16 protein-coding genes are annotated in these 18,365 nt (G+C 74.2%); 14 read left to right on the top strand and 2 right to left on the bottom strand.

Translation table 11 applies throughout. From position 1 onward, the window contains the following. Nucleotides 1-27: 27 nt before the first annotated feature. The 5 genes from ACFVXH_RS24490 to obgE all read left to right on the top strand — a co-directional run bounded on the left by ACFVXH_RS24490 (nt 28) and on the right by obgE (nt 7,357). Nucleotides 28-828, top strand: a complete 801-nt coding sequence (locus tag ACFVXH_RS24490; protein ID WP_049659422.1) for a TIGR03936 family radical SAM-associated protein — start codon at nt 28-30, stop codon at nt 826-828. Between the two features lie 397 nt (nt 829-1,225). Then, nucleotides 1,226-4,918, top strand: a complete 3,693-nt coding sequence (locus ACFVXH_RS24485; RefSeq protein ID WP_387827142.1) for a ribonuclease E/G — start codon at nt 1,226-1,228, stop codon at nt 4,916-4,918. Between the two features lie 230 nt (nt 4,919-5,148). Beyond that, nucleotides 5,149-5,466, top strand: a complete 318-nt coding sequence (gene rplU, locus ACFVXH_RS24480; RefSeq protein ID WP_045696828.1) for a 50S ribosomal protein L21 — start codon at nt 5,149-5,151, stop codon at nt 5,464-5,466. A gap of 14 nt (nt 5,467-5,480) precedes the next feature. Then, nucleotides 5,481-5,738: a 50S ribosomal protein L27 gene (gene rpmA, locus ACFVXH_RS24475; RefSeq protein ID WP_030309712.1), complete on the top strand. Its 258-nt coding sequence runs from the start codon at nt 5,481-5,483 to the stop codon at nt 5,736-5,738. Between the two features lie 140 nt (nt 5,739-5,878). Further along, nucleotides 5,879-7,357 (top strand): GTPase ObgE, encoded by a 1,479-nt coding sequence (obgE, locus tag ACFVXH_RS24470; RefSeq protein ID WP_049659936.1) that lies wholly within the window; start codon nt 5,879-5,881, stop codon nt 7,355-7,357. Between the two features lie 99 nt (nt 7,358-7,456). Here the strand turns inward: obgE and ACFVXH_RS24465 are convergent, their stop codons facing one another. Further along, on the bottom strand, nt 7,457-8,203 hold the full coding sequence (locus ACFVXH_RS24465) for a hypothetical protein (RefSeq protein ID WP_387827139.1): 747 nt from the start codon (nt 8,201-8,203) through the stop codon (nt 7,457-7,459). A 304-nt stretch (nt 8,204-8,507) separates the two neighbouring features. On the opposite strand from ACFVXH_RS24465, the gene proB reads away from it, so the two are divergent. The 5 genes from proB to ACFVXH_RS24440 all read left to right on the top strand — a co-directional run bounded on the left by proB (nt 8,508) and on the right by ACFVXH_RS24440 (nt 13,659). After that, nucleotides 8,508-9,644 (top strand): glutamate 5-kinase, encoded by a 1,137-nt coding sequence (gene proB, locus ACFVXH_RS24460; protein ID WP_049660991.1) that lies wholly within the window; start codon nt 8,508-8,510, stop codon nt 9,642-9,644. Nucleotides 9,645-9,835: 191 nt separating this feature from the next. Next, nucleotides 9,836-10,360 (top strand): hypothetical protein, encoded by a 525-nt coding sequence (locus ACFVXH_RS24455; RefSeq protein WP_074000707.1) that lies wholly within the window; start codon nt 9,836-9,838, stop codon nt 10,358-10,360. A 110-nt stretch (nt 10,361-10,470) separates the two neighbouring features. Next, the gene (locus tag ACFVXH_RS24450) at nt 10,471-11,787 is read left to right on the top strand and encodes a glutamate-5-semialdehyde dehydrogenase (protein ID WP_074000708.1); all 1,317 of its coding nucleotides are present in this window, start codon (nt 10,471-10,473) and stop codon (nt 11,785-11,787) included. Between the two features lie 122 nt (nt 11,788-11,909). Next, nucleotides 11,910-12,491, top strand: a complete 582-nt coding sequence (locus tag ACFVXH_RS24445) for a hypothetical protein (RefSeq protein WP_074000709.1) — start codon at nt 11,910-11,912, stop codon at nt 12,489-12,491. A 106-nt stretch (nt 12,492-12,597) separates the two neighbouring features. Next, on the top strand, nt 12,598-13,659 hold the full coding sequence (locus ACFVXH_RS24440; protein WP_380782544.1) for a hypothetical protein: 1,062 nt from the start codon (nt 12,598-12,600) through the stop codon (nt 13,657-13,659). Nucleotides 13,660-13,751: 92 nt separating this feature from the next. Here the strand turns inward: ACFVXH_RS24440 and ACFVXH_RS24435 are convergent, their stop codons facing one another. Continuing rightward, nucleotides 13,752-14,822: a M48 family metallopeptidase gene (locus ACFVXH_RS24435; RefSeq protein WP_380782907.1), complete on the bottom strand. Its 1,071-nt coding sequence runs from the start codon at nt 14,820-14,822 to the stop codon at nt 13,752-13,754. Between the two features lie 249 nt (nt 14,823-15,071). Here ACFVXH_RS24435 and ACFVXH_RS24430 point away from each other — a divergent pair, with 249 nt between their 5' ends. From ACFVXH_RS24430 to ACFVXH_RS24415, 4 genes are all read left to right on the top strand, one after another. Beyond that, entirely contained in the window at nt 15,072-15,218 is a 147-nt protein-coding gene (locus tag ACFVXH_RS24430; protein ID WP_158077652.1) for a hypothetical protein, read from the top strand. Nucleotides 15,219-15,453: 235 nt separating this feature from the next. Then, entirely contained in the window at nt 15,454-15,609 is a 156-nt protein-coding gene (locus ACFVXH_RS24425) for a hypothetical protein (protein ID WP_181970583.1), read from the top strand. 123 nt (nt 15,610-15,732) lie between these two features. Continuing rightward, complete coding sequence (gene nadD, locus ACFVXH_RS24420) at nt 15,733-16,365, top strand: nicotinate-nucleotide adenylyltransferase (RefSeq protein ID WP_049658574.1); 633 nt, start codon at nt 15,733-15,735, stop codon at nt 16,363-16,365. Nucleotides 16,366-16,379: 14 nt separating this feature from the next. Beyond that, the gene (locus ACFVXH_RS24415) at nt 16,380-18,242 is read left to right on the top strand and encodes a LytR C-terminal domain-containing protein (protein WP_387827132.1); all 1,863 of its coding nucleotides are present in this window, start codon (nt 16,380-16,382) and stop codon (nt 18,240-18,242) included. The last annotated feature ends 123 nt before the right edge of the window (nt 18,243-18,365 follow it).

Raw genomic sequence — 18,365 nt, 5'->3', positions numbered from 1 at the left:
CCCGACGGTCCGCCGCCCGCGCCGACGGTGCAGCGGATTCGTCTCCGCTACACCAAGCGCGGCCGGCTCCGCTTCACCAGCCACCGCGACTTCCAGCGCGCCTTCGAGCGCGCCCTGCGCCGGTCCGCCGTTCCGATGGCCTATTCGGCCGGCTTCACCCCGCACCCGAAGGTCTCCTACGCGAACGCGGCCCCGACCGGGGTGGCGAGCGAGGCGGAGTACCTGGAGATCGGCCTGGCCGCTGTCCGCGACCCCGAGCAGCTGCGGGCGCAGCTGGACGAGTCGCTGCCGACGGGCCTGGACGTGATCGACGCGGTCGAGGTGCGGACGCCGAACTTCGTGGAGCGCCTGGAGGCCTCCGAGTGGCTGCTCCGGCTGGACGGTGTCGAGCCCGACGCGGCCGCCGACGCGGTCGCGCGCTTCCTCGCCGCCGAGCGGGTCGAGGTCGAGCGCCGCACCAAGAACGGCCTGCGGGTCTTCGACGCGCGGGGCGCGGTGGCGGCGCTGGAAGCCGTCCCGGCCCAGGTCGAGGCCGGTGCGGACGCCGGGGCCGGAACCGACCGCGATGTTCGGACCGGCCGTCCCTGTGCGATACTGCGCCTGGTAGTACGACACGCCACACCAGCCGTACGACCCGACGACGTATTGTCCGGTCTCCGTGTGACGGCCGACCTGGCGCCGCCGGTCCCCGCAGAGGTGACCAGGCTGGCGCAGGGGCCGCTCGACGAGGAGTCCGGCACGGTGACCGACCCGCTGGCGCTCGACCGCGCAGCGGCCCCGGTCGGCTCGGAGCCGGCAGCAGGGCCGCACGCTACCGCGTCCGCCTAGCGGGGGGAGGCCGGGCCCAGTGCCTCACTGGGCCCGACGGTCCTCCAGGGTTCCCGCGGCTCCCCAGGGGAGCGAGCGTCGTCGCAGCGCAGGCCTGCCAACCGGGGCCTGCCGACCAGGAAGGTCGGCCGGTCCGGGACCCCGTCCGGGAGCCACCCGGGGTTGGGGGACGGCGCAGCTTGGGAAAACCTCAGAAGACTGGTCAGACCAGAAGACTTTCGACACCCCGCCGTGTGCGGGGCGCCGAGCGAGACTACGAGCCCCTGTGCGGCCTCGCGTCCGCGCGGCGGCACCGTTCCAAGGGTCCGGTCCAGGCATCGTCGTGATGCCGGCCGCCCAGCGGTGCCGTGCCGTGCCCGGATGCGGAGCCCGGGGGCCTGACGGGAGATCCACCCGCATGCTCGATAACACCGATCCGCAGCAGACTGCGGCCACGGAACAGAACGAAACCGCCGCGACCGGTGGTGAGGGCGCGTCCGCCGCGCCGCCGCGCCGTCGCCGCCGCGCGGTGTCCCGCCCGGCGGGTACCCCGCAGGGTGCGGCCGCCGACGCGGCCGAGACGGTCGTGCCGGCCGAGGCCCCCGCGGCCGCCCCGGCTCCGGCCGTGGAGCCGACGGCCGAGCCGGCCGCCGAGAAGCCCGTCCGGGCCCGCCGTACCCGTAAGCGCGCCGAGGCTCCGGCCGGGGCGCCGGAGGCCACCCCGATCGTGGTGACCGCGCCGGAGGCCGTCGAGGCCCCGGTGGCCGAGGCCCCCGTGAAGGCCGCGAAGGCCTCGAAGACCACCAGGGCCGCCAAGGCCGCGAAGGCGGAGACCGCCGAGCCGACGGCCGAGCCGGCCGCCGAGAAGCCCGTCCGGGCCCGCCGTACCCGCAAGCGCGCCGAGGCGCCCGCCGGTGCCCCCGTGGCCGAGGCCGCGGCCCCCGTCGTCGAGGCGCCGGCCGTCGAGACCCCCGCCGTGGAGGCCCCCGCCGCCGAGCCGGTGGCCGAGGAGGCCCCGGCCGCTCCGGCCCGCCGCCCCCGCCGCCGTCGCGTGGTCGAGGCCGCGCCGGTCGTCGAGGCCCCGGTGGCGGAGCCCGCCGCCGAGGAGCCGCAGGCCGAGGAGCCCGCCGTCGCGGAGGAGCCCGAGGAGGAGGCCGTCGAGGCCCCCGCCGCCGCGCCGGCCGCCCGGCCCGCCGCTGCCGCCCCGGCCGCCGAGGCCGAGCCGCCCCACCGGGTGCGCCGCCGTGCGGTCCGCCCGGCCACCGCCGTCTTCCAGGCGCCGGTGTTCCAGGAGCCCGCCTCCTTCGTCGCGCCGTCCGCTCAGGCGGCACAGGCCGCGCCGTCCGCTCCGGCGGCGCAGGCCGCTCCGCAGCAGCCCGCCGCCGCCCCGGCGAAGGCCGAGGCTCCGGCCGCGGCCCCGGTGCAGGCCGGGCGCGAGGAGGAGGACGACGAGTTCGAGTACAGCGGTGTCGGCCGTCGCCGCCGGGTCCGCACCCGGGTCGAGCCGACCCGTCGCAAGTCGGGCGCCCAGGCTCCGGTGAAGGCCGCCGCGAAGGCCGCCAAGGCCGCGGCGAAGGCGCCGGTCGCGGCGCCCGTCGTCGAGGTCCCGGTCGTCGAGGCGCCCGCCGTCGAGGCCCCCGCCGCCGGTCCGGAGACCGAGGACGAGTGGGAGGACGGCCGTCCGTCGCGCCGTCGCCGCCGGGGCGGTCGCCGCCGTCGCCGCGGTGAGGCCGAGGAGTTCGAGGCCGCCGAGGCCGTCGAGACCGAGCAGTCCGTCGAGGAGTCGGCCGAGGCCGTCGCCGAGGAGGAGGGCGAGGAGGACGACGACCTGGCCGCCGGCCTGTCCTCGTCGCGCCGCCGTCGTCGCCGTCGCCGGCGCAGCGGTGAGGCCGGCGCCGTCGAGACCTCCGAGACCACCGAGGACGGCGTCCGTACGGTGGTGAAGGTGCGCGAGCCGCGCCGCCGTTCCACCGAGCCGTCGTTCGACCCGGACGAGGTGCAGTCCATCAAGGGCTCGACCCGTCTGGAGGCCAAGAAGCAGCGCCGCCGCGAGGGCCGCGAGCTGGGCCGCCGCCGGGTGCCGATCATCACCGAGGCCGAGTTCCTGGCCCGCCGCGAGTCGGTCGAGCGCGTCATGGTGGTGCGCCAGAGCGGCCAGCGGACCCAGATCGGCGTCCTCGAGGACGGCGTGCTGGTCGAGCACTACGTCAACAAGGAGCAGGCCACCTCGTACGTCGGCAACGTCTACCTGGGCAAGGTCCAGAACGTGCTGCCGTCGATGGAGGCCGCCTTCGTCGACATCGGCAAGGGCCGCAACGCGGTGCTGTACGCCGGCGAGGTCAACTTCGGCGCGCTGGGCCACGGCGGCCCGCGCCGGATCGAGTCGGTGCTGAAGTCCGGCCAGTCCGTGCTGGTGCAGGTCTCCAAGGACCCGATCGGCCACAAGGGCGCCCGCCTGACCAGCCAGATCTCGCTGCCCGGCCGCTACCTGGTGTACGTGCCCGAGGGCTCGATGACCGGCATCTCGCGCAAGCTCCCGGAGAACGAGCGCGCCCGGCTGAAGCAGATCCTCAAGAAGATCGTCCCGGACGACGCGGGCGTCATCGTGCGCACCGCCGCCGAGGGCGCCTCCGAGGAGGAGCTGACCCGCGACGTCCAGCGCCTCCAGCAGCAGTGGGAGGACATCCAGAAGAAGGCCGCGACCGGCAACGCCCCGGCGCTGCTGTACGGCGAGCCGGACATGACCGTCCGGGTCGTCCGCGACATCTTCAACGAGGACTTCACCAAGGTCATCGTCTCCGGCGACGAGGCGTGGAAGACCATCCACGAGTACGTCTCCAACGTGGCCCCGGACCTCGCCGAGCGGCTCCAGCGGTGGACCTCCGAGGTGGACGTGTTCGCCACCTACCGGATCGACGAGCAGCTGATGAAGGCGCTGGACCGCAAGGTCTGGCTGCCCAGCGGCGGTTCGCTGGTGATCGACCGCACCGAGGCGATGGTCGTCATCGACGTCAACACCGGGAAGTTCGTCGGCCAGGGCGGCAACCTGGAGGAGACGGTCACCCGGAACAACATCGAGGCGGCCGAGGAGATCGTGCGCCAGCTGCGGCTGCGCGACCTCGGCGGCATCATCGTGATCGACTTCATCGACATGGTGCTGGAGTCCAACCGCGACCTGGTGCTGCGCCGCCTGCTGGAGTGCCTGGGCCGGGACCGGACCAAGCACCAGGTGGCCGAGGTCACCTCGCTGGGCCTGGTCCAGATGACCCGCAAGCGGGTCGGCCAGGGCCTGCTGGAGTCCTTCTCCGAGCCGTGCGTGCACTGCAACGGCCGCGGCGTGATCGTCCACATGGAGCAGCCGAGCGCCCACGTCCACACCCCCGTGGTGGCGGGCGAGGCCGGTGCGGGCAGCGGCAAGCGCCGTCGCCGGGGCAAGGGCGGCGCGGGCCACGAGGAGCCGCAGGCCGTCGAGGCCGCGGTGGCCGTGGCGGCCGAGCCGGTCGCGGTGGAGGCCTTCGCCGAGCCGGCCGAGCCGGTGCGCGAGGAGATCGAGGGCCAGCTGGCCCTGGAGGTCCCGGGCGTCGAGGCCCCGGCCGAGGCGGCTCCCGCCGTCACGGCCCCGGTCGTCGAGGCTCCCGTGGCGGAGGCCCCGGCCGCCGCTCCGGCGGGCCGTCCGCGCCGCCGCGCGGTGCGCAAGGCGACCGCTCCGGCGGGCTCCCCGGGCACCGCCGAGATCGTGGTGCTCCAGGCCAAGGCCGAGGCGGCGCTGGAGGCGGCCCTGGAGGCCGCCGCCCCGGCGGTCGCGGAAGCCGCGGCCGAGGCCGTCGCCGAGGCGCCGGGTGAGCCGGTCGTGGCCGCGGAGGCCGCGGTCGTCGCCGAGGCTCCGGAGGCCGTCGAGGCACCGGAGACCGCCGAGGCCGTCGAGGCCGCCGCCGAGGAGGCGCCGGCACCGAAGAAGCGGGCCGCCCGCAAGACCGCCGCGAAGAAGACCGCCGCCAAGAAGACCACCACGGCGGCCAAGAAGACCACCGCCCGCAAGACCGCCACCAAGCGGACGAGCGCGGCGGCCAAGAAGGCCGCGGCCGCCGAGGGTGATACGGCGTCCGAGTAGTGCCCACGCCCCGGGGCGGGAGTGATCCCGCCCCGGGCCGTACGGGCCGGTTTGCCCCCCGGGCGGCCGGTCCGTATTCTTGACCATCGGCGTGTCTACGCCATTGCTCCCGAGCACATCACCTTCCCGAGGTCACCGCGTTCGCGCGGAGGGCCGGGGAGAGGCTCCTGTGTCCGTACCCAGGTGGCTGGCGTCGGGGGTTCCGACCGAGCAAGGAAAGCAGGTACCGCATGTACGCGATCGTTCGCGCAGGCGGCCGCCAGCACAAGGTCGCCGTCGGCGACGTGCTGGAGATCGACCGTATCGAGGCCAAGCCGGGTGACTCGGTCGAGCTCTCGACCATCCTCGTCGTCGACGGTGACGCTGTCACCTCCGACCCGTGGGTCCTGGCCGGCGTGAAGGCTCACGCCGAGGTGGTCGACCAGACCAAGGGTGACAAGATCGTCATCCTGCGTTACAAGAACAAGACCGGCTACCGCCGCCGTCAGGGTCACCGTCAGCAGCACACCGCGGTGCGCATCACCAGCATCGACTCGGTCAGCAAGTAAGGGGATAGCGAAAAATGGCACACAAGAAGGGCGCAAGCTCTACTCGTAACGGCCGTGACTCGAACGCCCAGCGCCTCGGCGTGAAGCGCTTCGGTGGCCAGGTCGTCTCCGCCGGCGAGATCCTCGTCCGCCAGCGCGGCACCCACTTCCACCCGGGTGCCGGTGTCGGCCGCGGTGGCGACGACACCCTGTTCGCGCTGACCGCCGGTGCGGTGCAGTTCGGCACCCGTCGTGGCCGCAAGGTCGTCAACATCGTGGCCGTCGAGGCCTGAGTCCCCGCGGACTCCCGAGTCTGAGAAGACCCACCGGGTCGGGACAAGACTCACAGTGAAGGGTGGGCCGGAATTCTCCGGTCCACCCTTCACGCTTTACGCAGGTAGCAAGCAGACTCTCGCGCACTGGAGGCACACCCATGACCACCTTCGTGGACCGCGTCGAACTTCACGTCGCCGCGGGTAACGGGGGCCACGGCTGCGCCTCCGTGCACCGCGAGAAGTTCAAGCCGCTCGGCGGCCCGGACGGCGGCAACGGCGGGGAGGGCGGCAGCGTCATCCTCACCGTGGACTCGCAGGTCACCACCCTGCTGGAGTACCACCACTCGCCCAAGCGCAAGGCCACCAACGGCAAGCCCGGCGCGGGCGGCCACCGCACCGGCGCGGACGGCGAGGACCTCGTCCTGCTGGTGCCGGACGGCACCGTGGTGCTGGACCGCAAGGGCAACGTGCTGGCCGACCTGGTCGGCCACGGCACCAGCTTCGTCGCGGCCCAGGGCGGCCGCGGCGGCCTCGGCAACGCCGCGCTGGCCTCGGCCCGCCGCAAGGCGCCCGGCTTCGCGCTGCTCGGCGAGCCCGGCGAGGCCCGTGACATCGTCATGGAGCTCAAGTCCGTCGCCGACGTGGCCCTGGTCGGCTACCCGAGCGCCGGCAAGTCCTCGCTGATCTCGGTGCTCTCGGCCGCCAAGCCGAAGATCGCGGACTACCCGTTCACCACCCTGATCCCCAACCTGGGCGTGGTCACCGCGGGCGACACCGTCTACACCATCGCCGACGTGCCCGGCCTGATCCCGGGCGCCAGCCAGGGCCGCGGCCTGGGCCTGGAGTTCCTGCGCCACGTCGAGCGCTGTTCGGTGCTGGTGCACGTGCTGGACTGCGCCACCCTGGAGCCCGGCCGCGACCCGCTGACCGACCTGGAGACCATCGAGGCCGAGCTCGCCGAGTACGGCGGTCTGGAAGACCGTCCGCGCCTGGTCGCGCTCAACAAGGTGGACGTCCCGGACGGCCAGGACATCGCCGACCTGACCCGCGCCTCCCTGGAGGAGCGCGGCTACCGGGTGTTCGAGGTCTCCGCCGCCTCCCGCAAGGGCCTGCGCGAGCTGAGCTTCGCCGTGGCCGGGATCGTCGCCGAGGCGCGCGCCGCCAAGCCGGCCGAGGAGTCGACCCGGATCGTGCTGCGGCCCAAGGCCGTCGACGACGCCGGCTTCACCATCACCGAGGAGGACGGCGCGTACCGCATCCGCGGCGTCAAGCCGGAGCGCTGGGTCCGCCAGACCGACTTCAGCAACGACGAGGCCGTCGGCTACCTCGCCGACCGGCTGGCCCGCCTCGGGATCGAGCAGGAGCTGTGGAAGATCGGGGCGCACGAGGGCGACACCGTCATCATCGGCCCCGAGGAGAACGCCGTCGTCTTCGACTGGGAGCCGACCATGGCCGCCGGTGCCGAGATGCTCGGCCGCCGTGGTGAGGACCACCGCTTCGAGACCCCGCGCCCGGCGGTCGACCGCCGTCGCGAGAAGCAGAAGGGCCGGGACGCGGCCGAGTCCGAGTTCCTCGCCTTCGAGGCGCTCTCCAGCGGCCGCCAGGCCGCCATCGAGGGCGACGACGACGAGGACTGAGGATTGAGGACTGAGGACCGCTGACCGGTCCGGTCCGGACGGCCCCCGCCACCTGTCGAGGTGGCGGGGGCCGTCCGCGTGTCCGGCGGTGACGGGGCGTCACTTGGTCCAGGAGGCCTGGAGCTTCAGCGGGTCGGCCAGGTCGGTGTAGCCGACGGCGGCCGGGGTGTTGCCGGGGGTGGAGATGATGGTGCAGCCCTTGACCTCGGCGCCCTTGGCCACGCCCTGGAACTTCGCGCCGGTGCACTTGGGCAGCGGGGTCGCGGCGGTCAGGACGTTGACGCCCTTCTTGCCCGTGGTGTCGAAGAGCACGAGCTTCGAGTCCGGGGCGGTGAAGGAGAGGCTGGCGTCCCCGAGGTTCTTGATGGTGTAGCTGACGTACATCGGGGTGCGGCCTTCCAGGCCGACGATGCTGATCTTGGCGGCGGTGAAGTCCTGCGCCGAACCGGCCTCGATGCCGGCGATGGTGACCTCCAGCTTGGTGGCGACCTTGGAGGTCTTGTCGGCGAAGTCCACGGTGGCGCTCTGGCCGACCTTCACGCTGGTGGCGGCCGCCGGGACGGCTCCGGCGCCCGCCGCGCCGGCCGTGCCGGCCCCGCCCGCCGCACCGGAGGGGGCCGCGCCCGAGGGGGCCGCGGTCGAACCGCCGGCCGCGCCCCCGGCGGTGGCACCCGGGGTCGCGCCGGTCTGGGGCGCGCCGGTCTGGGCCGGGGCCGCGCCGGTGGCGCCGCCGGTACCGGCCGGGGTGTCCGGGTTGTCCGGCCCGCAGGCCGCGAGCGAGAGGGCGGTGGCCGCCGCGAGCGCGGCGACGGTCAGCTTGGTGGTGTACGAACGCATGGTGCGCATTTCTCCTGGGCGCACGGCCGCGACCGTTGCCGGCCTTTGCCCAGTGCGGCGCCGCCCGTCGTGACAGGAAGGGTCGATGACGACATGGGTACAGCGGGCAAGAAGCCGTCCCCCGATCTGGCTTGCGGTCAGGGACCATACCAGCCATCCGGCTTGGCGGGCGGCCCGTGGCGGCCCGTACCGGATCCGGTCCATCCGGTGAAACACCCCGCCGGTGACCTGCGGGGATCGCGTAGATTTCGGGGGTGACGGCCGGGCCCGGGCCCCGCCGTACCCGCACCACACCGGAAGGGCGTACAGCGAGATGAGCGAGGACCCTCTGCGGGAGGAGGTGCTGACCGCACGACGGATCGTCGTCAAGGTCGGCTCCTCGTCCCTGACCACGGCGACCGGCGGCCTGGACGCCGACCGCGTCGACGCCCTGGTGGACGCGCTCGCCAAGCTGCGCGGCCGCCCCGAGGCCCCGGAGGTGGTGCTGGTCTCCTCCGGCGCGATCGCCGCCGGGCTCGCCCCGCTCGGCCTGGACCGCCGGCCCAAGGACCTGGCCCGCCAGCAGGCCGCCGCCAGCGTCGGCCAGGGCTTGCTGGTCGCCCGCTACACCGCCTCCTTCGCCCGGTACGGCATCCGGGTCGGCCAGGTGCTGCTCACCGCCGAGGACGCCAGCCGGCGTGCCCACTACCGCAACGCGTACCGCACCCTGGACCAGCTGTTGGCGATGGGCGCGATGCCGATCGTCAACGAGAACGACACCGTCGCCACCGCCGAAATCAAGTTCGGCGACAACGACCGGCTGGCCGCCCTGGTCGCCCACCTGGTCCGCGCCGACCTGCTCGTACTGCTCTCCGACGTGGACGGCCTGTACGACGGCGACCCGTCCCGCCCCGGCACCAGCCGGATCGCCGAGGTGCGCGGCCCGCAGGACCTCGACGGCATCGAGATCGGCAGCGCCGGCAAGGCCGGCGTCGGCACCGGCGGCATGGTCACCAAGGTCGAGGCGGCCCGGATCGCCACCGGCGCCGGCATCCCGGTCGTGCTCACCGCCGCCAGCCAGGCCGCCGACGCGCTGGCCGGCCGGCCCACCGGCACGCTCTTCCTGCGCACCGGCAGCCGCACCTCCGACCGGATGCTCTGGCTGGCCCACGCGAGCAGCCCGCGCGGGGCGCTGCACCTGGACGAGGGCGCCGTCCGGGCGGTCGTCTCCGGCGGCGCCTCGCTGCTGCCCGCCGGGGTCACCAAGGTCGACGGGGAGTTCGCCGCGGGTGATCCGGTGGACCTTCTTGCCGAAAACGGCCACATCGTGGCTCGCGGACTGGTCAACTTTGATGCGAGGGAGTTGCCCCGCCTGCTCGGCCGGTCCACCCGCGACCTGGCCCAGGAGTTCGGCGCCGCGTACGAGCGCGAGGTCGTCCACCGCGACGACCTGGTCGTTCTGCGCGGTTGACCGGCCCGGTTGACCGTGCCGGGGCCTGCCCCGGCACCGGCCGCCCGGCCGATCGGCGCCGCGCGGACGGCGGGCCGCTCCGTACCGGGAGCGGCCCGGCCGCGGGCGAGGAGGGGCGCAGCCGTACCGGTCGGCCGAGGGCCGACGGGGCCGGTGGGGACGACACGACATCGCCGAACAGGAGGCCGCCGGTGGAACGCAGGCGCGAGGCAGCGCTGACCGCAGGGACCGCGGGCCGGCGGCTGACCAGCATCGACGGCGGACGCGGGGACGGCCCCGCCGAGCCGGCCGGTCCGCCGACGCAGCGGCCCGGCGGGATGCGCGGGATGCGGCCCGAACTCGACCGGGCGGCCCAGCCGCCCACCGTGCCCGAGCAGGCGCGGCTGTGGCACGTGGTGCTGAGCGTGGCCGGGCAGGTCACCCCGCTGTCCGCGCTGCGCGCCTCGCTGGAGCAGCTGGCGCACGACCACTCGTTCTTCCTGACCGCCCGCTACGCGGCCGACCACGCCGAGATCCGCTACTGGGAGCAGGCCCGGGACCTGCACGACGCGGCGGCCATCGCGCTGCGGCTGTGGGGCGAGCACAAGGTCACCTCGAACCTGCCGCCCTGGGAGATCGTCGGGCTGGAGGTGGTCGACCGGGCGACGTACCACAAGCGGGTGGCGGAGGGCTTCGGCGAGCCGCCGCCGCACCTGGGCGGCGTGCACCCGTACTGAGCGCCCGGACCGAACGCCGGACCGAACGCCGGACCGAACGCCGTACCGAGCTGTCTCACCGGGCGAAATGCCGCCCGGGCGGGGCGGGCGCAGTCGCTACCCTTGGCGGCATGACCAGCGATCTCGCCACCGCCGACAGCCCCGTCCTCGCCGTAGCGCGCCGAGCCCGGGAGGCCGCCGCCGCGCTCGCCCCGCTGCCGCGCGGCGCGAAGGACGCCGCGCTGCTGGCGGTCGCGGACGCGCTGGTGGCCCGCAGCGCGGAGATCGTCGCGGCCAACGCCGAGGACGTGGAGCGGGCCCGGGCGGCCGGCACGGCCGAGTCGGTGATCGACCGGCTGACCCTGACCGACGAGCGGATCGCCGCGATCGCCTCCGACGTGCGCGACGTGGCCGGCCTGCCCGACCCGGTCGGCGAGGTGGTGCGCGGCTACACCCTGCCCAACGGCCTGGACGTGCGGCAGGTCCGGGTGCCGCTCGGCGTGGTCGGCATCATCTACGAGGCCCGCCCGAACGTCACCGCGGACGCCGCCGCGCTCTGCCTCAAGTCCGGCAACGCGGTGCTGCTGCGCGGCTCCGCCTCGGCCTACCGCTCCAACAGCGCGCTGGTCGCCGTGGTGCGCGACGCCGTCGCCGCGGCCGGGCTGCCCGCCGACGCGGTCCAGCTGGTGCCGGGGGAGAGCCGGGAGTCGGTGCGGGAGCTGATGCGCGCCCGCGGCTACGTGGACGTGCTGATCCCGCGCGGCGGCGCCTCGCTGATCCGCACCGTGGTCGAGGGCTCCACCGTCCCGGTGATCGAGACCGGCACCGGCAACTGCCACGTCTACGTGGACGCCGAGACCGACCTGGCGATGGCCGTCGGCATCCTGCTGAACTCCAAGGCGCAGCGGGTCAGCGTCTGCAACTCCGCCGAGACGCTGCTGGTCCACCAGGACGTCGCGGACGCCTTCCTGCCGCTCGCGCTGGCGGCGCTCGCCGGGGCCGGGGTCACCGTGCACGGCGACGAGGCGGTGCTGAAGGCCGCCGAGGGCGGACCGGCCACCGTGGTGCCGGCCACCGACGAGGACTGGGGCACCGAGTACCTCTCGCTGGACCTGGCCGCCGCCGTGGTGCCCTCGCTGGACGCCGCCGTCGAGCACATCCGCCGCTGGTCCTCCGGCCACACCGAGGCGATCGTCACCACTTCGCAGGCCGCCGCCCGCCGCTTCACCCGGTTGGTGGACTCCACCACGGTGGCCGTCAACGCCTCCACCCGCTTCACCGACGGCGGCGAGTTCGGCTTCGGCGCGGAGATCGGCATCTCCACCCAGAAGCTGCACGCCCGCGGCCCGATGGGCCTGCCCGAGCTGACCAGCACCAAGTACATCGTCACTGGTGACGGGCACGTGCGGGGCGAGGCCGCGCAGACCGTGGGCGGCGGGGTCGAGTAGGCGCGCAGGCCGCAGGCCGCGGACGGCCGCCGGGCGGCGCGCACGGGGCGTCCGTCACACGTGCGACGGACCAACTGCCGGGAGCCACAGACAAATCGTCCGGCCGGTAATACGCTGAATCCGTGGCTGAGGATGTGGGGGGCTTCCCGTACCCCGACGGCTCCGACCACGGTGGTGCGGACGACGAGTTCGCCACCGTGGTCTTCGACGAGGCCTTCGTCCGGTCCGCCGCCGTGCACGAGCCGACCGCCAAGGAGCGGCAACTCGCCGCCGCCGAGGCCCGGTTCGAGCCGGACGCCGCGGGGCCGGGCTGGGGCCGTGACGTTCCGGCCGGGGACGGGCTGCCGCTGGAGCTGCGCCCGTACCCGAGCGGACTCGACGCGGACCACCTCTACCCCGACCCCTGGTCGGGGCCGGGCCGGGCGGCCGACCGCCGGGTCCGGCGGTGGCGGCGCGGTGACGACCCGGTGCGCGTCCCCGGGCGGTACGTGGCCCAGCAGCGGTGGCACCGGCCGGTGGCCTGGGTGCTCGCCGTGATCATGGGGGTGAGCCTGGTGGCGGTCGCCGTCGCGGCGATCTACCAGGGGGTGGGCGGCCCCTCGGGCACGCCCCGGCGCCCCCAGTCCGGCAGCAGCAGCACCGGGGTGGCCCCCGGGCAGGCCCCGGCGGAGCCCCCGCTGGTGGTCACGGCGCCTGCGGGCTAGTCCGAGCGCCCGGGGGCGCACGCCCCGGGGCGGTGGTCACGGAGCGTTCCCGGGAATGTGCGCCCGGACCCTCGTGGCGGCGCTGGTGTCCGCCTACCCTGGTGGTGTGGGTGACCCGCGAGAGCCTCCTGAGGGGACGCCCGAGGGCGGTTCCGGCAACGAGGACGAATTCCGGTCCGTCGTGTTCGACGAATCGTTCGTGCGGGCTGCCCGCATCCAGGAACTCTCCGCCCGGGAGCGGCTGGCGGGCTCCTTCGGCAAGGCCACCCGGTCGCGGGTGCGGTTCGGCCCGCTGGGCACCGTCCCGCGCCAGGCGCTCATCCTGCTGCTGCTCATCCTGCTCGCCTTCGGGGCCGCGGTGTACTTCGGGGTGAGCTCGCCGAAGGGCACCGCGGTGCGGCCCGAGGGCAGCCAACTGACCGTCAGCCTGGTCGCGTTGAGCCCGGCGTCGGCCGTCCACCCGGTCGCCGACCCGGCGGACCCGTTCGCCGCGCTGCCGCTCGGGTACGGGGACGGCACGATCGGGCTGAACACCCCGACCGGCGCCGCCACCGGGAACTTCGGCCGGGTCGAGGTGGCCAAGGCGCTCGACACCGTCCAGCGCTACCTGGTCGCCTCCTCGCTCTCCCCGGCGACGCTGGTCCAGGGCGCCACCGCCGACGTACGGGTCTTCGTCACGCCCGGTGAGCAGGCGGAGTTCGACGCGAGCGTGGCGCAGCCGGTGGACGACCGCCACCACGCGGTGACCGGCTGGATGGTCCGCTTCGACCCGGCACAGGTCGCGCTGGCCTCGAACACCGTGAAGGTGGTCGGCGCGATGCGGATCGACGAGGCGGACAGCGGGACGCTGCAGATCACCACCGACCACACCTTCGTCTACGCGCTCAAGCCGGCCGGCGCCCCGGCCGGGGCGCCGGTCACCCTGGAGACCGTGCGGCGGCAGCTGACCTTCGAGTTCGACCGGGTGGACCTGGCCTCGGGGCAGCTGCGGCTGGTGGACTCGGTGGTGCAGGCCGGGCCGGAGCCCTGCGGCGCCTCGATGGCGGGCTTCCTGCAGCCGGTGCTGGCCACCGCGCAGGGCACGGCGGTCACGCCGCCGGCGCCGGTCGACCCCGGCAACCACGCCCGGCCGGGCTGGCAGGTGTGCGAGGTGCTGGCGGGCGGCTGAGGCGCCCGGGCCGTGGAACGCGACGGCGGCCGGTGCCCCGGGCGGGACGCCGGCCGCCGTCGCGGCTCGCGGTCGTGGTCGGTCGCGGTGGGTCAGCTGCCGTCGTGGTCTGCGGAGCCGTTGCGGCTGCCGTTGCCGCTGCTGCCGCCTCCGGTGAAGGTGTCGCGGAGCTTGCCGCCGACCGTCGCGGCGCCGCCGGCCACGTCCCGCAGCAGGCCCATCAGCGGGTCCTTGCTCTCCTTGACCGAGGTCGTGTAGTGCTCGGCGGCGGCCTTCCACTGCTCGGTGACCGAGGTGTCCGGGTCGTCCGAGCGGCGCGGGTAGGCGCCGGCCATGATCGAGCGGTAGTCGTCGCTCTCCGCCCACTTCTTCAGCTGGGCGACCCGGACCACCGCGAAGGGGTGGGTCTGCGGCAGCAGCTGGAGCACCTTGAGCACGCCGTCGCGCAGGTCGCCGGCCTTCTCGTACTCCTCGGCCTGCTCCAGGAAGGCGTCGACGTTCATCTCGGCCAGGTTGTGGCCGCCGGCCAGCTTCATCAGGGCCCGCATGGACGCCTGGAGGTCCTGCCCGGCGAGCAGGCCGGCCCGGTCGCTGGACAGCTCCGCCTTGCGGAACCACTCCTTGAGCGCGGTGATGATCGCGGTGATCGCCAGGTTGCCGAGCGGCACCCACGCGATCCGGGTGGCGATGTTGGTGAGGATCATCAGCATCGTCCGGTAGACGGCGTGGCCGGACATCGCGTGGCCGACCTCGTGGCCGATGACGGAGCGCAGCTCCTCCTCGTCCAGCAGCTCGACCAGGCCGCTGGTGATCACGATGACCGGGGTGTCGATGCCGATGCAGTACGCGTTGACCGTCGGGTCCTGGGAAACGTACAGGTCGGGGACCTGCTCCAGGTCGAGCACGTAGGCGGCGTCGCGCACCATGTCGTGCAGCTCCGGGAACTGGCGCTCGGAGGTCTTCACCGCGGTGGCCAGGAACATCAGCCGGATCGCCCGCTCGGAGACCAGTCCGGCGAGCTTCTTCAGGATGTCGTCGAAGCCGGTCAGCCTGCGCAGTGCGACCAGGGCCGAGCGGTCCGCCGGGTGCTCCCAGGCCCGGGTGGAGATCCCGGGGAAGCGCTCGCGGCGGCGGCTCGGCGTCTTCGAGGTCGTGTCGGTCATGGTGTGAGTACCTCCTGGTCGACGGCGGCCGCGGCCCGCTGGCCCGCCCCCCGCTGGTCTTCGCCTGCAACGACTGTCTGTGCAACGTGCGCGGTTGCGTACTCGTCCCCGGGGTCAGCGTACGCGCGGTCCGCGCGGTGGGCGCCGGGGCCGGGGGGCTCCGCCGGTGTGAGGCCGGTTTACCCTGAGGCCTGGACGACCGAGACCGGACCCGGCCGCGGTACCGAGCAGTACGAGGAGCCCCCGCAGATGTCCACCGACACGCTTGTCAGCCTGGCCGCGCCCATCTCCGACGAGTCCGGCCCCGGCCTGTTCCTGCGGATCATCGTGGTCGCGTCCTTCGTGGGCATCGGCCTGCTGATCTGGATCATGGCCCGCGCCTTCAAGAACAACTAGGGCCGGTCGTTCCCCGGGGCCGTCCCAGGTCCGTTCCCGGGGGCCGTCCCCGGTCCGTTCGCCGGGGCCCGGGCCCGTTCGCCGGTCGCTCCCTCGGCCCGCGCTCACGCCCGGTCAGCGGCGGTGGGCCGCCGAGCGGTTGCCGTGTAACCCCCCGTACGATGACGGGTGGGCCCTCACCCGGCCCGGAACAACCCCCAGGTCCGTTCACCGAGCCGAGAAGGTCCCGCCGACCATGAGCACTGCTGCCGCACTCCCCGTTCTGAACCTGCTCGCCGAGGGCGAGGGGGGCAACCACGACAGTCTGAACCCGGCCCTGACCGGTGGCGCCGCACTGGTCATCCTGCTGGTCCTGCTCTTCATCACCACCCGCTTCAACCGGGACCGCTGAGCCGGGGCCTGGGGCCGCTCGGGGAGCGTCCGGCCACCGGCCGGACGCTCCCTCACGCGTCTGCGGAGAACCCCCACCCGGCCGTTCCCGCACCGTAACGCGTGTCGCGTAAGGTGTGGCGGCATGGGAGAGCAGGCCGGGAATCCCGGCGGACCGGAACCGGTGAAGAAGCGCCTCGGCGTGATGGGCGGCACCTTCGACCCGATCCACCACGGCCACCTCGTCGCCGCCAGTGAGGTCGCGAGCGCGTTCCACCTGGACGAAGTGATCTTCGTGCCGACCGGGCAGCCATGGCAGAAGAGCGACCGGCACGTCACTCCGGCCGAGGACCGCTACCTGATGACGGTCATCGCCACCGCCGAGAACCCGCAGTTCTCGGTCAGCCGGATCGACATCGACCGCGAGGGCCCGACGTACACCGTCGACACCCTGCGCGACCTGCACGCCCTGCACCCGGACGCCGACCTCTTCTTCATCACCGGCGCCGACGCGCTCGCCCAGATCCTGTCCTGGCGCGACTCCGACGAGCTCTTCTCGCTGGCCCACTTCATCGGATGCACCCGCCCGGGGCACACTCTGTCGGACGCCGGGCTTCCGGTGGGCGGGGTCTCCCTGGTGGAGGTCCCGGCGCTGGCCATCTCCTCCACGGACTGCCGCAACCGGGTCGCCAAGGGCGAACCGGTCTGGTACCTCGTCCCGGACGGCGTGGTCCGCTACATCGACAAGCGGGCGCTGTACGCGCCGCGCGGGGACTGATCCGGGAGCGGTGCATGACTGATCGCAGCGACGGCCGGCGGCCGGAGGACTGGTCCACCGGGCAGTACCAGCAGCCGTACCAGGGCTACCAGCAGCCGCAGGACCCGCAGCAGCCGCAACAGCAGCCGCAGGCGCAGGCGCAGTCGTACGAGCAGCAGCAGTACGAGCAGCAGTACGACCAGTACGGGCAGCCGGTGTACGGGCAGGGCGCGTACGGCTACCAGCAGCAGGGCTACCAGGGGTACGACGGGTACCAGCAGGGCGGGCAGTTCCCGCAGCAACAGCCGTACGAGCAGCAGCAGTACGACCAGTACGGGCAGCCGGTGTACGGGCAGGGCACGTACGTCTACCAGCAGCAGGGCTACCAGGGGTACCAGGAGCAGCCGTACCAGGCGGCCGCCCCGGTCGTGACCGAACCGCAGGCGCCGTCGCAGGCGCAGGAACCGGTGCAGGCCGAGCCGGCCGCGGCCGCGGCGGTCGCACCGGCGCGTCCGCGGGTGCCCCGGCCGGCCGCCGAGCCGGTGCCGGCCAAGGCCGAGCCGCCGTCCGAGCAGGTCGCCGGGGCGAGGGCCGGGAAGGCGGGGAAGGCCGGGAAGGGCGGGAAGGGCGGCGGCAAGGCGCCCGACGACAGCTACACCACGGGGGAGTTCACCTTCGTCGACGAGGAGGCGGAGGAGACCGAGGACGTCATCGACTGGCTGAAGTTCGCCGAGTCCCGCAGCGAGGTGCGCGCCGAGCGCCGCCGCAAGCTGCGCAACCGGCTGATCGGCCTCGGTGCGGTGGTGGCGCTGGCCGCCGCCGGCGTCGGCGGGTACCTCTTCCTCACCGGCGGCAAGCCGACCGCGGCCGCCGCCGCCGGCGGGCGCCAGGTCAACGTCGTCCACCTGCGCGACCTCCAGGGCAAGGTGTCCAGCGCGCTGCTGGTCAACGACGCCTCCGGGAAGAAGGGCACGCTGCTGCTGCTGCCCGACACCCTGCGGCTGCCCGGCCCGGGGGACCCGCCGGTCACCACGGTCGGCCAGTCCATGGACGGCATCGGCGCCTCGGCGACCCGCGACGGCCTGTCCACCGTGCTCGGCGCCCCGGTGGCCGGCACCTGGCGGCTGGACACCCCGTACCTGGAGCTGCTGGTCTCCCAGCTCGGCGGCGTCCGGGTGGACACCAACGCCGAGACCCACGAGGGCGGCAAGCCGGACGGCAAGCTGCTGTCCGCGGCGGGCAAGAACACCATGCTCAGCGGGAAGGCCGCGGTCGCCTACGCCACGCTGCAGAACCCCGGCGAGAACCGGGACGCCCAGCTGGCCCGGTTCGGGCAGGTCATGGACGCGCTGGTGCGCGCCATGCCGACCGAGTTCAAGGACGCCAAGGACGACGTGCACCGGATGAACGCGGTGCTCGACCCCTCGCTGCCCGAGGACGCCCTCGCCGGGGTGCTCGTCCAGCTCTCCCAGCAGGCGAAGGACGGCCACTTCGGCACCACCGCGCTGACCGTCAAGCCGGACGGCAGCCTGGACGAGGCGACCGCGGGCAAGCAGGTCAAGGACGTGCTGGGCGGCACCGTGAAGTCCGCGGCCGCCGGCGACGCCCCGGTCCGGGTCGCGGTCCAGGACTCCAGCGGCAACGACGCGGCGGCGGCCGCCGTACAGGTCCAGATCGTCAACTCCGGTCTGACCTTCATCCCGGGCGGGGCCAAGGGCGCCCCGCAGGCCACCAGTGAGATCCGCTACACCGACGACGCCCGGCAGGGCGCGGCGAAGTCGCTGGCGACCAGCCTCGGGCTGCCGGACACGGCGGTGAAGAAGGTGACCGGCGACACCCAGAACGCGGACCTGCTGGTGGTGCTCGGCAAGGACTACCAGCCGCCGAAGACCCAGTAGGGCGGTGGCCCGGGCCCGACGGGGGTCCGGGCCTGGTGGGGATCCGGGCCGGGGCGGCGGTGGCGTCGGCCCGGCGTTGGTGTCGGTGTCGGCCCGGAGTCGGCGTGGGCCCGTGGCCTGGGG

Source organism: Kitasatospora sp. NPDC058184, from assembly GCF_042883725.1.
Taxonomy (GTDB): domain Bacteria; phylum Actinomycetota; class Actinomycetes; order Streptomycetales; family Streptomycetaceae; genus Kitasatospora.
The sequence above is the reverse complement of the archived record's forward strand: the minus strand, read 5'-3'. Positions and strand labels throughout refer to the sequence as shown.

Bases quoted from the DNA above. Each gene is read 5' to 3' on its own strand.
- ACFVXH_RS24485 (WP_387827142.1), top strand. From the start codon at position 1,226: ATGCTCGATAACACCGATCCGCAGCAGACTGCGGCCACGGAACAGAAC.
- rplU (WP_045696828.1), top strand. From the start codon at position 5,149: ATGTACGCGATCGTTCGCGCAGGCGGCCGCCAGCACAAGGTCGCCGTC.
- rpmA (WP_030309712.1), top strand. From the start codon at position 5,481: ATGGCACACAAGAAGGGCGCAAGCTCTACTCGTAACGGCCGTGACTCG.
- obgE (WP_049659936.1), top strand. From the start codon at position 5,879: ATGACCACCTTCGTGGACCGCGTCGAACTTCACGTCGCCGCGGGTAAC.
- ACFVXH_RS24465 (WP_387827139.1), bottom strand. From the start codon at position 8,203: ATGCGCACCATGCGTTCGTACACCACCAAGCTGACCGTCGCCGCGCTC.
- proB (WP_049660991.1), top strand. From the start codon at position 8,508: ATGAGCGAGGACCCTCTGCGGGAGGAGGTGCTGACCGCACGACGGATC.
- ACFVXH_RS24450 (WP_074000708.1), top strand. From the start codon at position 10,471: ATGACCAGCGATCTCGCCACCGCCGACAGCCCCGTCCTCGCCGTAGCG.
- ACFVXH_RS24435 (WP_380782907.1), bottom strand. From the start codon at position 14,822: ATGACCGACACGACCTCGAAGACGCCGAGCCGCCGCCGCGAGCGCTTC.
- ACFVXH_RS24430 (WP_158077652.1), top strand. From the start codon at position 15,072: ATGTCCACCGACACGCTTGTCAGCCTGGCCGCGCCCATCTCCGACGAG.
- ACFVXH_RS24425 (WP_181970583.1), top strand. From the start codon at position 15,454: ATGAGCACTGCTGCCGCACTCCCCGTTCTGAACCTGCTCGCCGAGGGC.
- nadD (WP_049658574.1), top strand. From the start codon at position 15,733: ATGGGAGAGCAGGCCGGGAATCCCGGCGGACCGGAACCGGTGAAGAAG.
- ACFVXH_RS24415 (WP_387827132.1), top strand. From the start codon at position 16,380: ATGACTGATCGCAGCGACGGCCGGCGGCCGGAGGACTGGTCCACCGGG.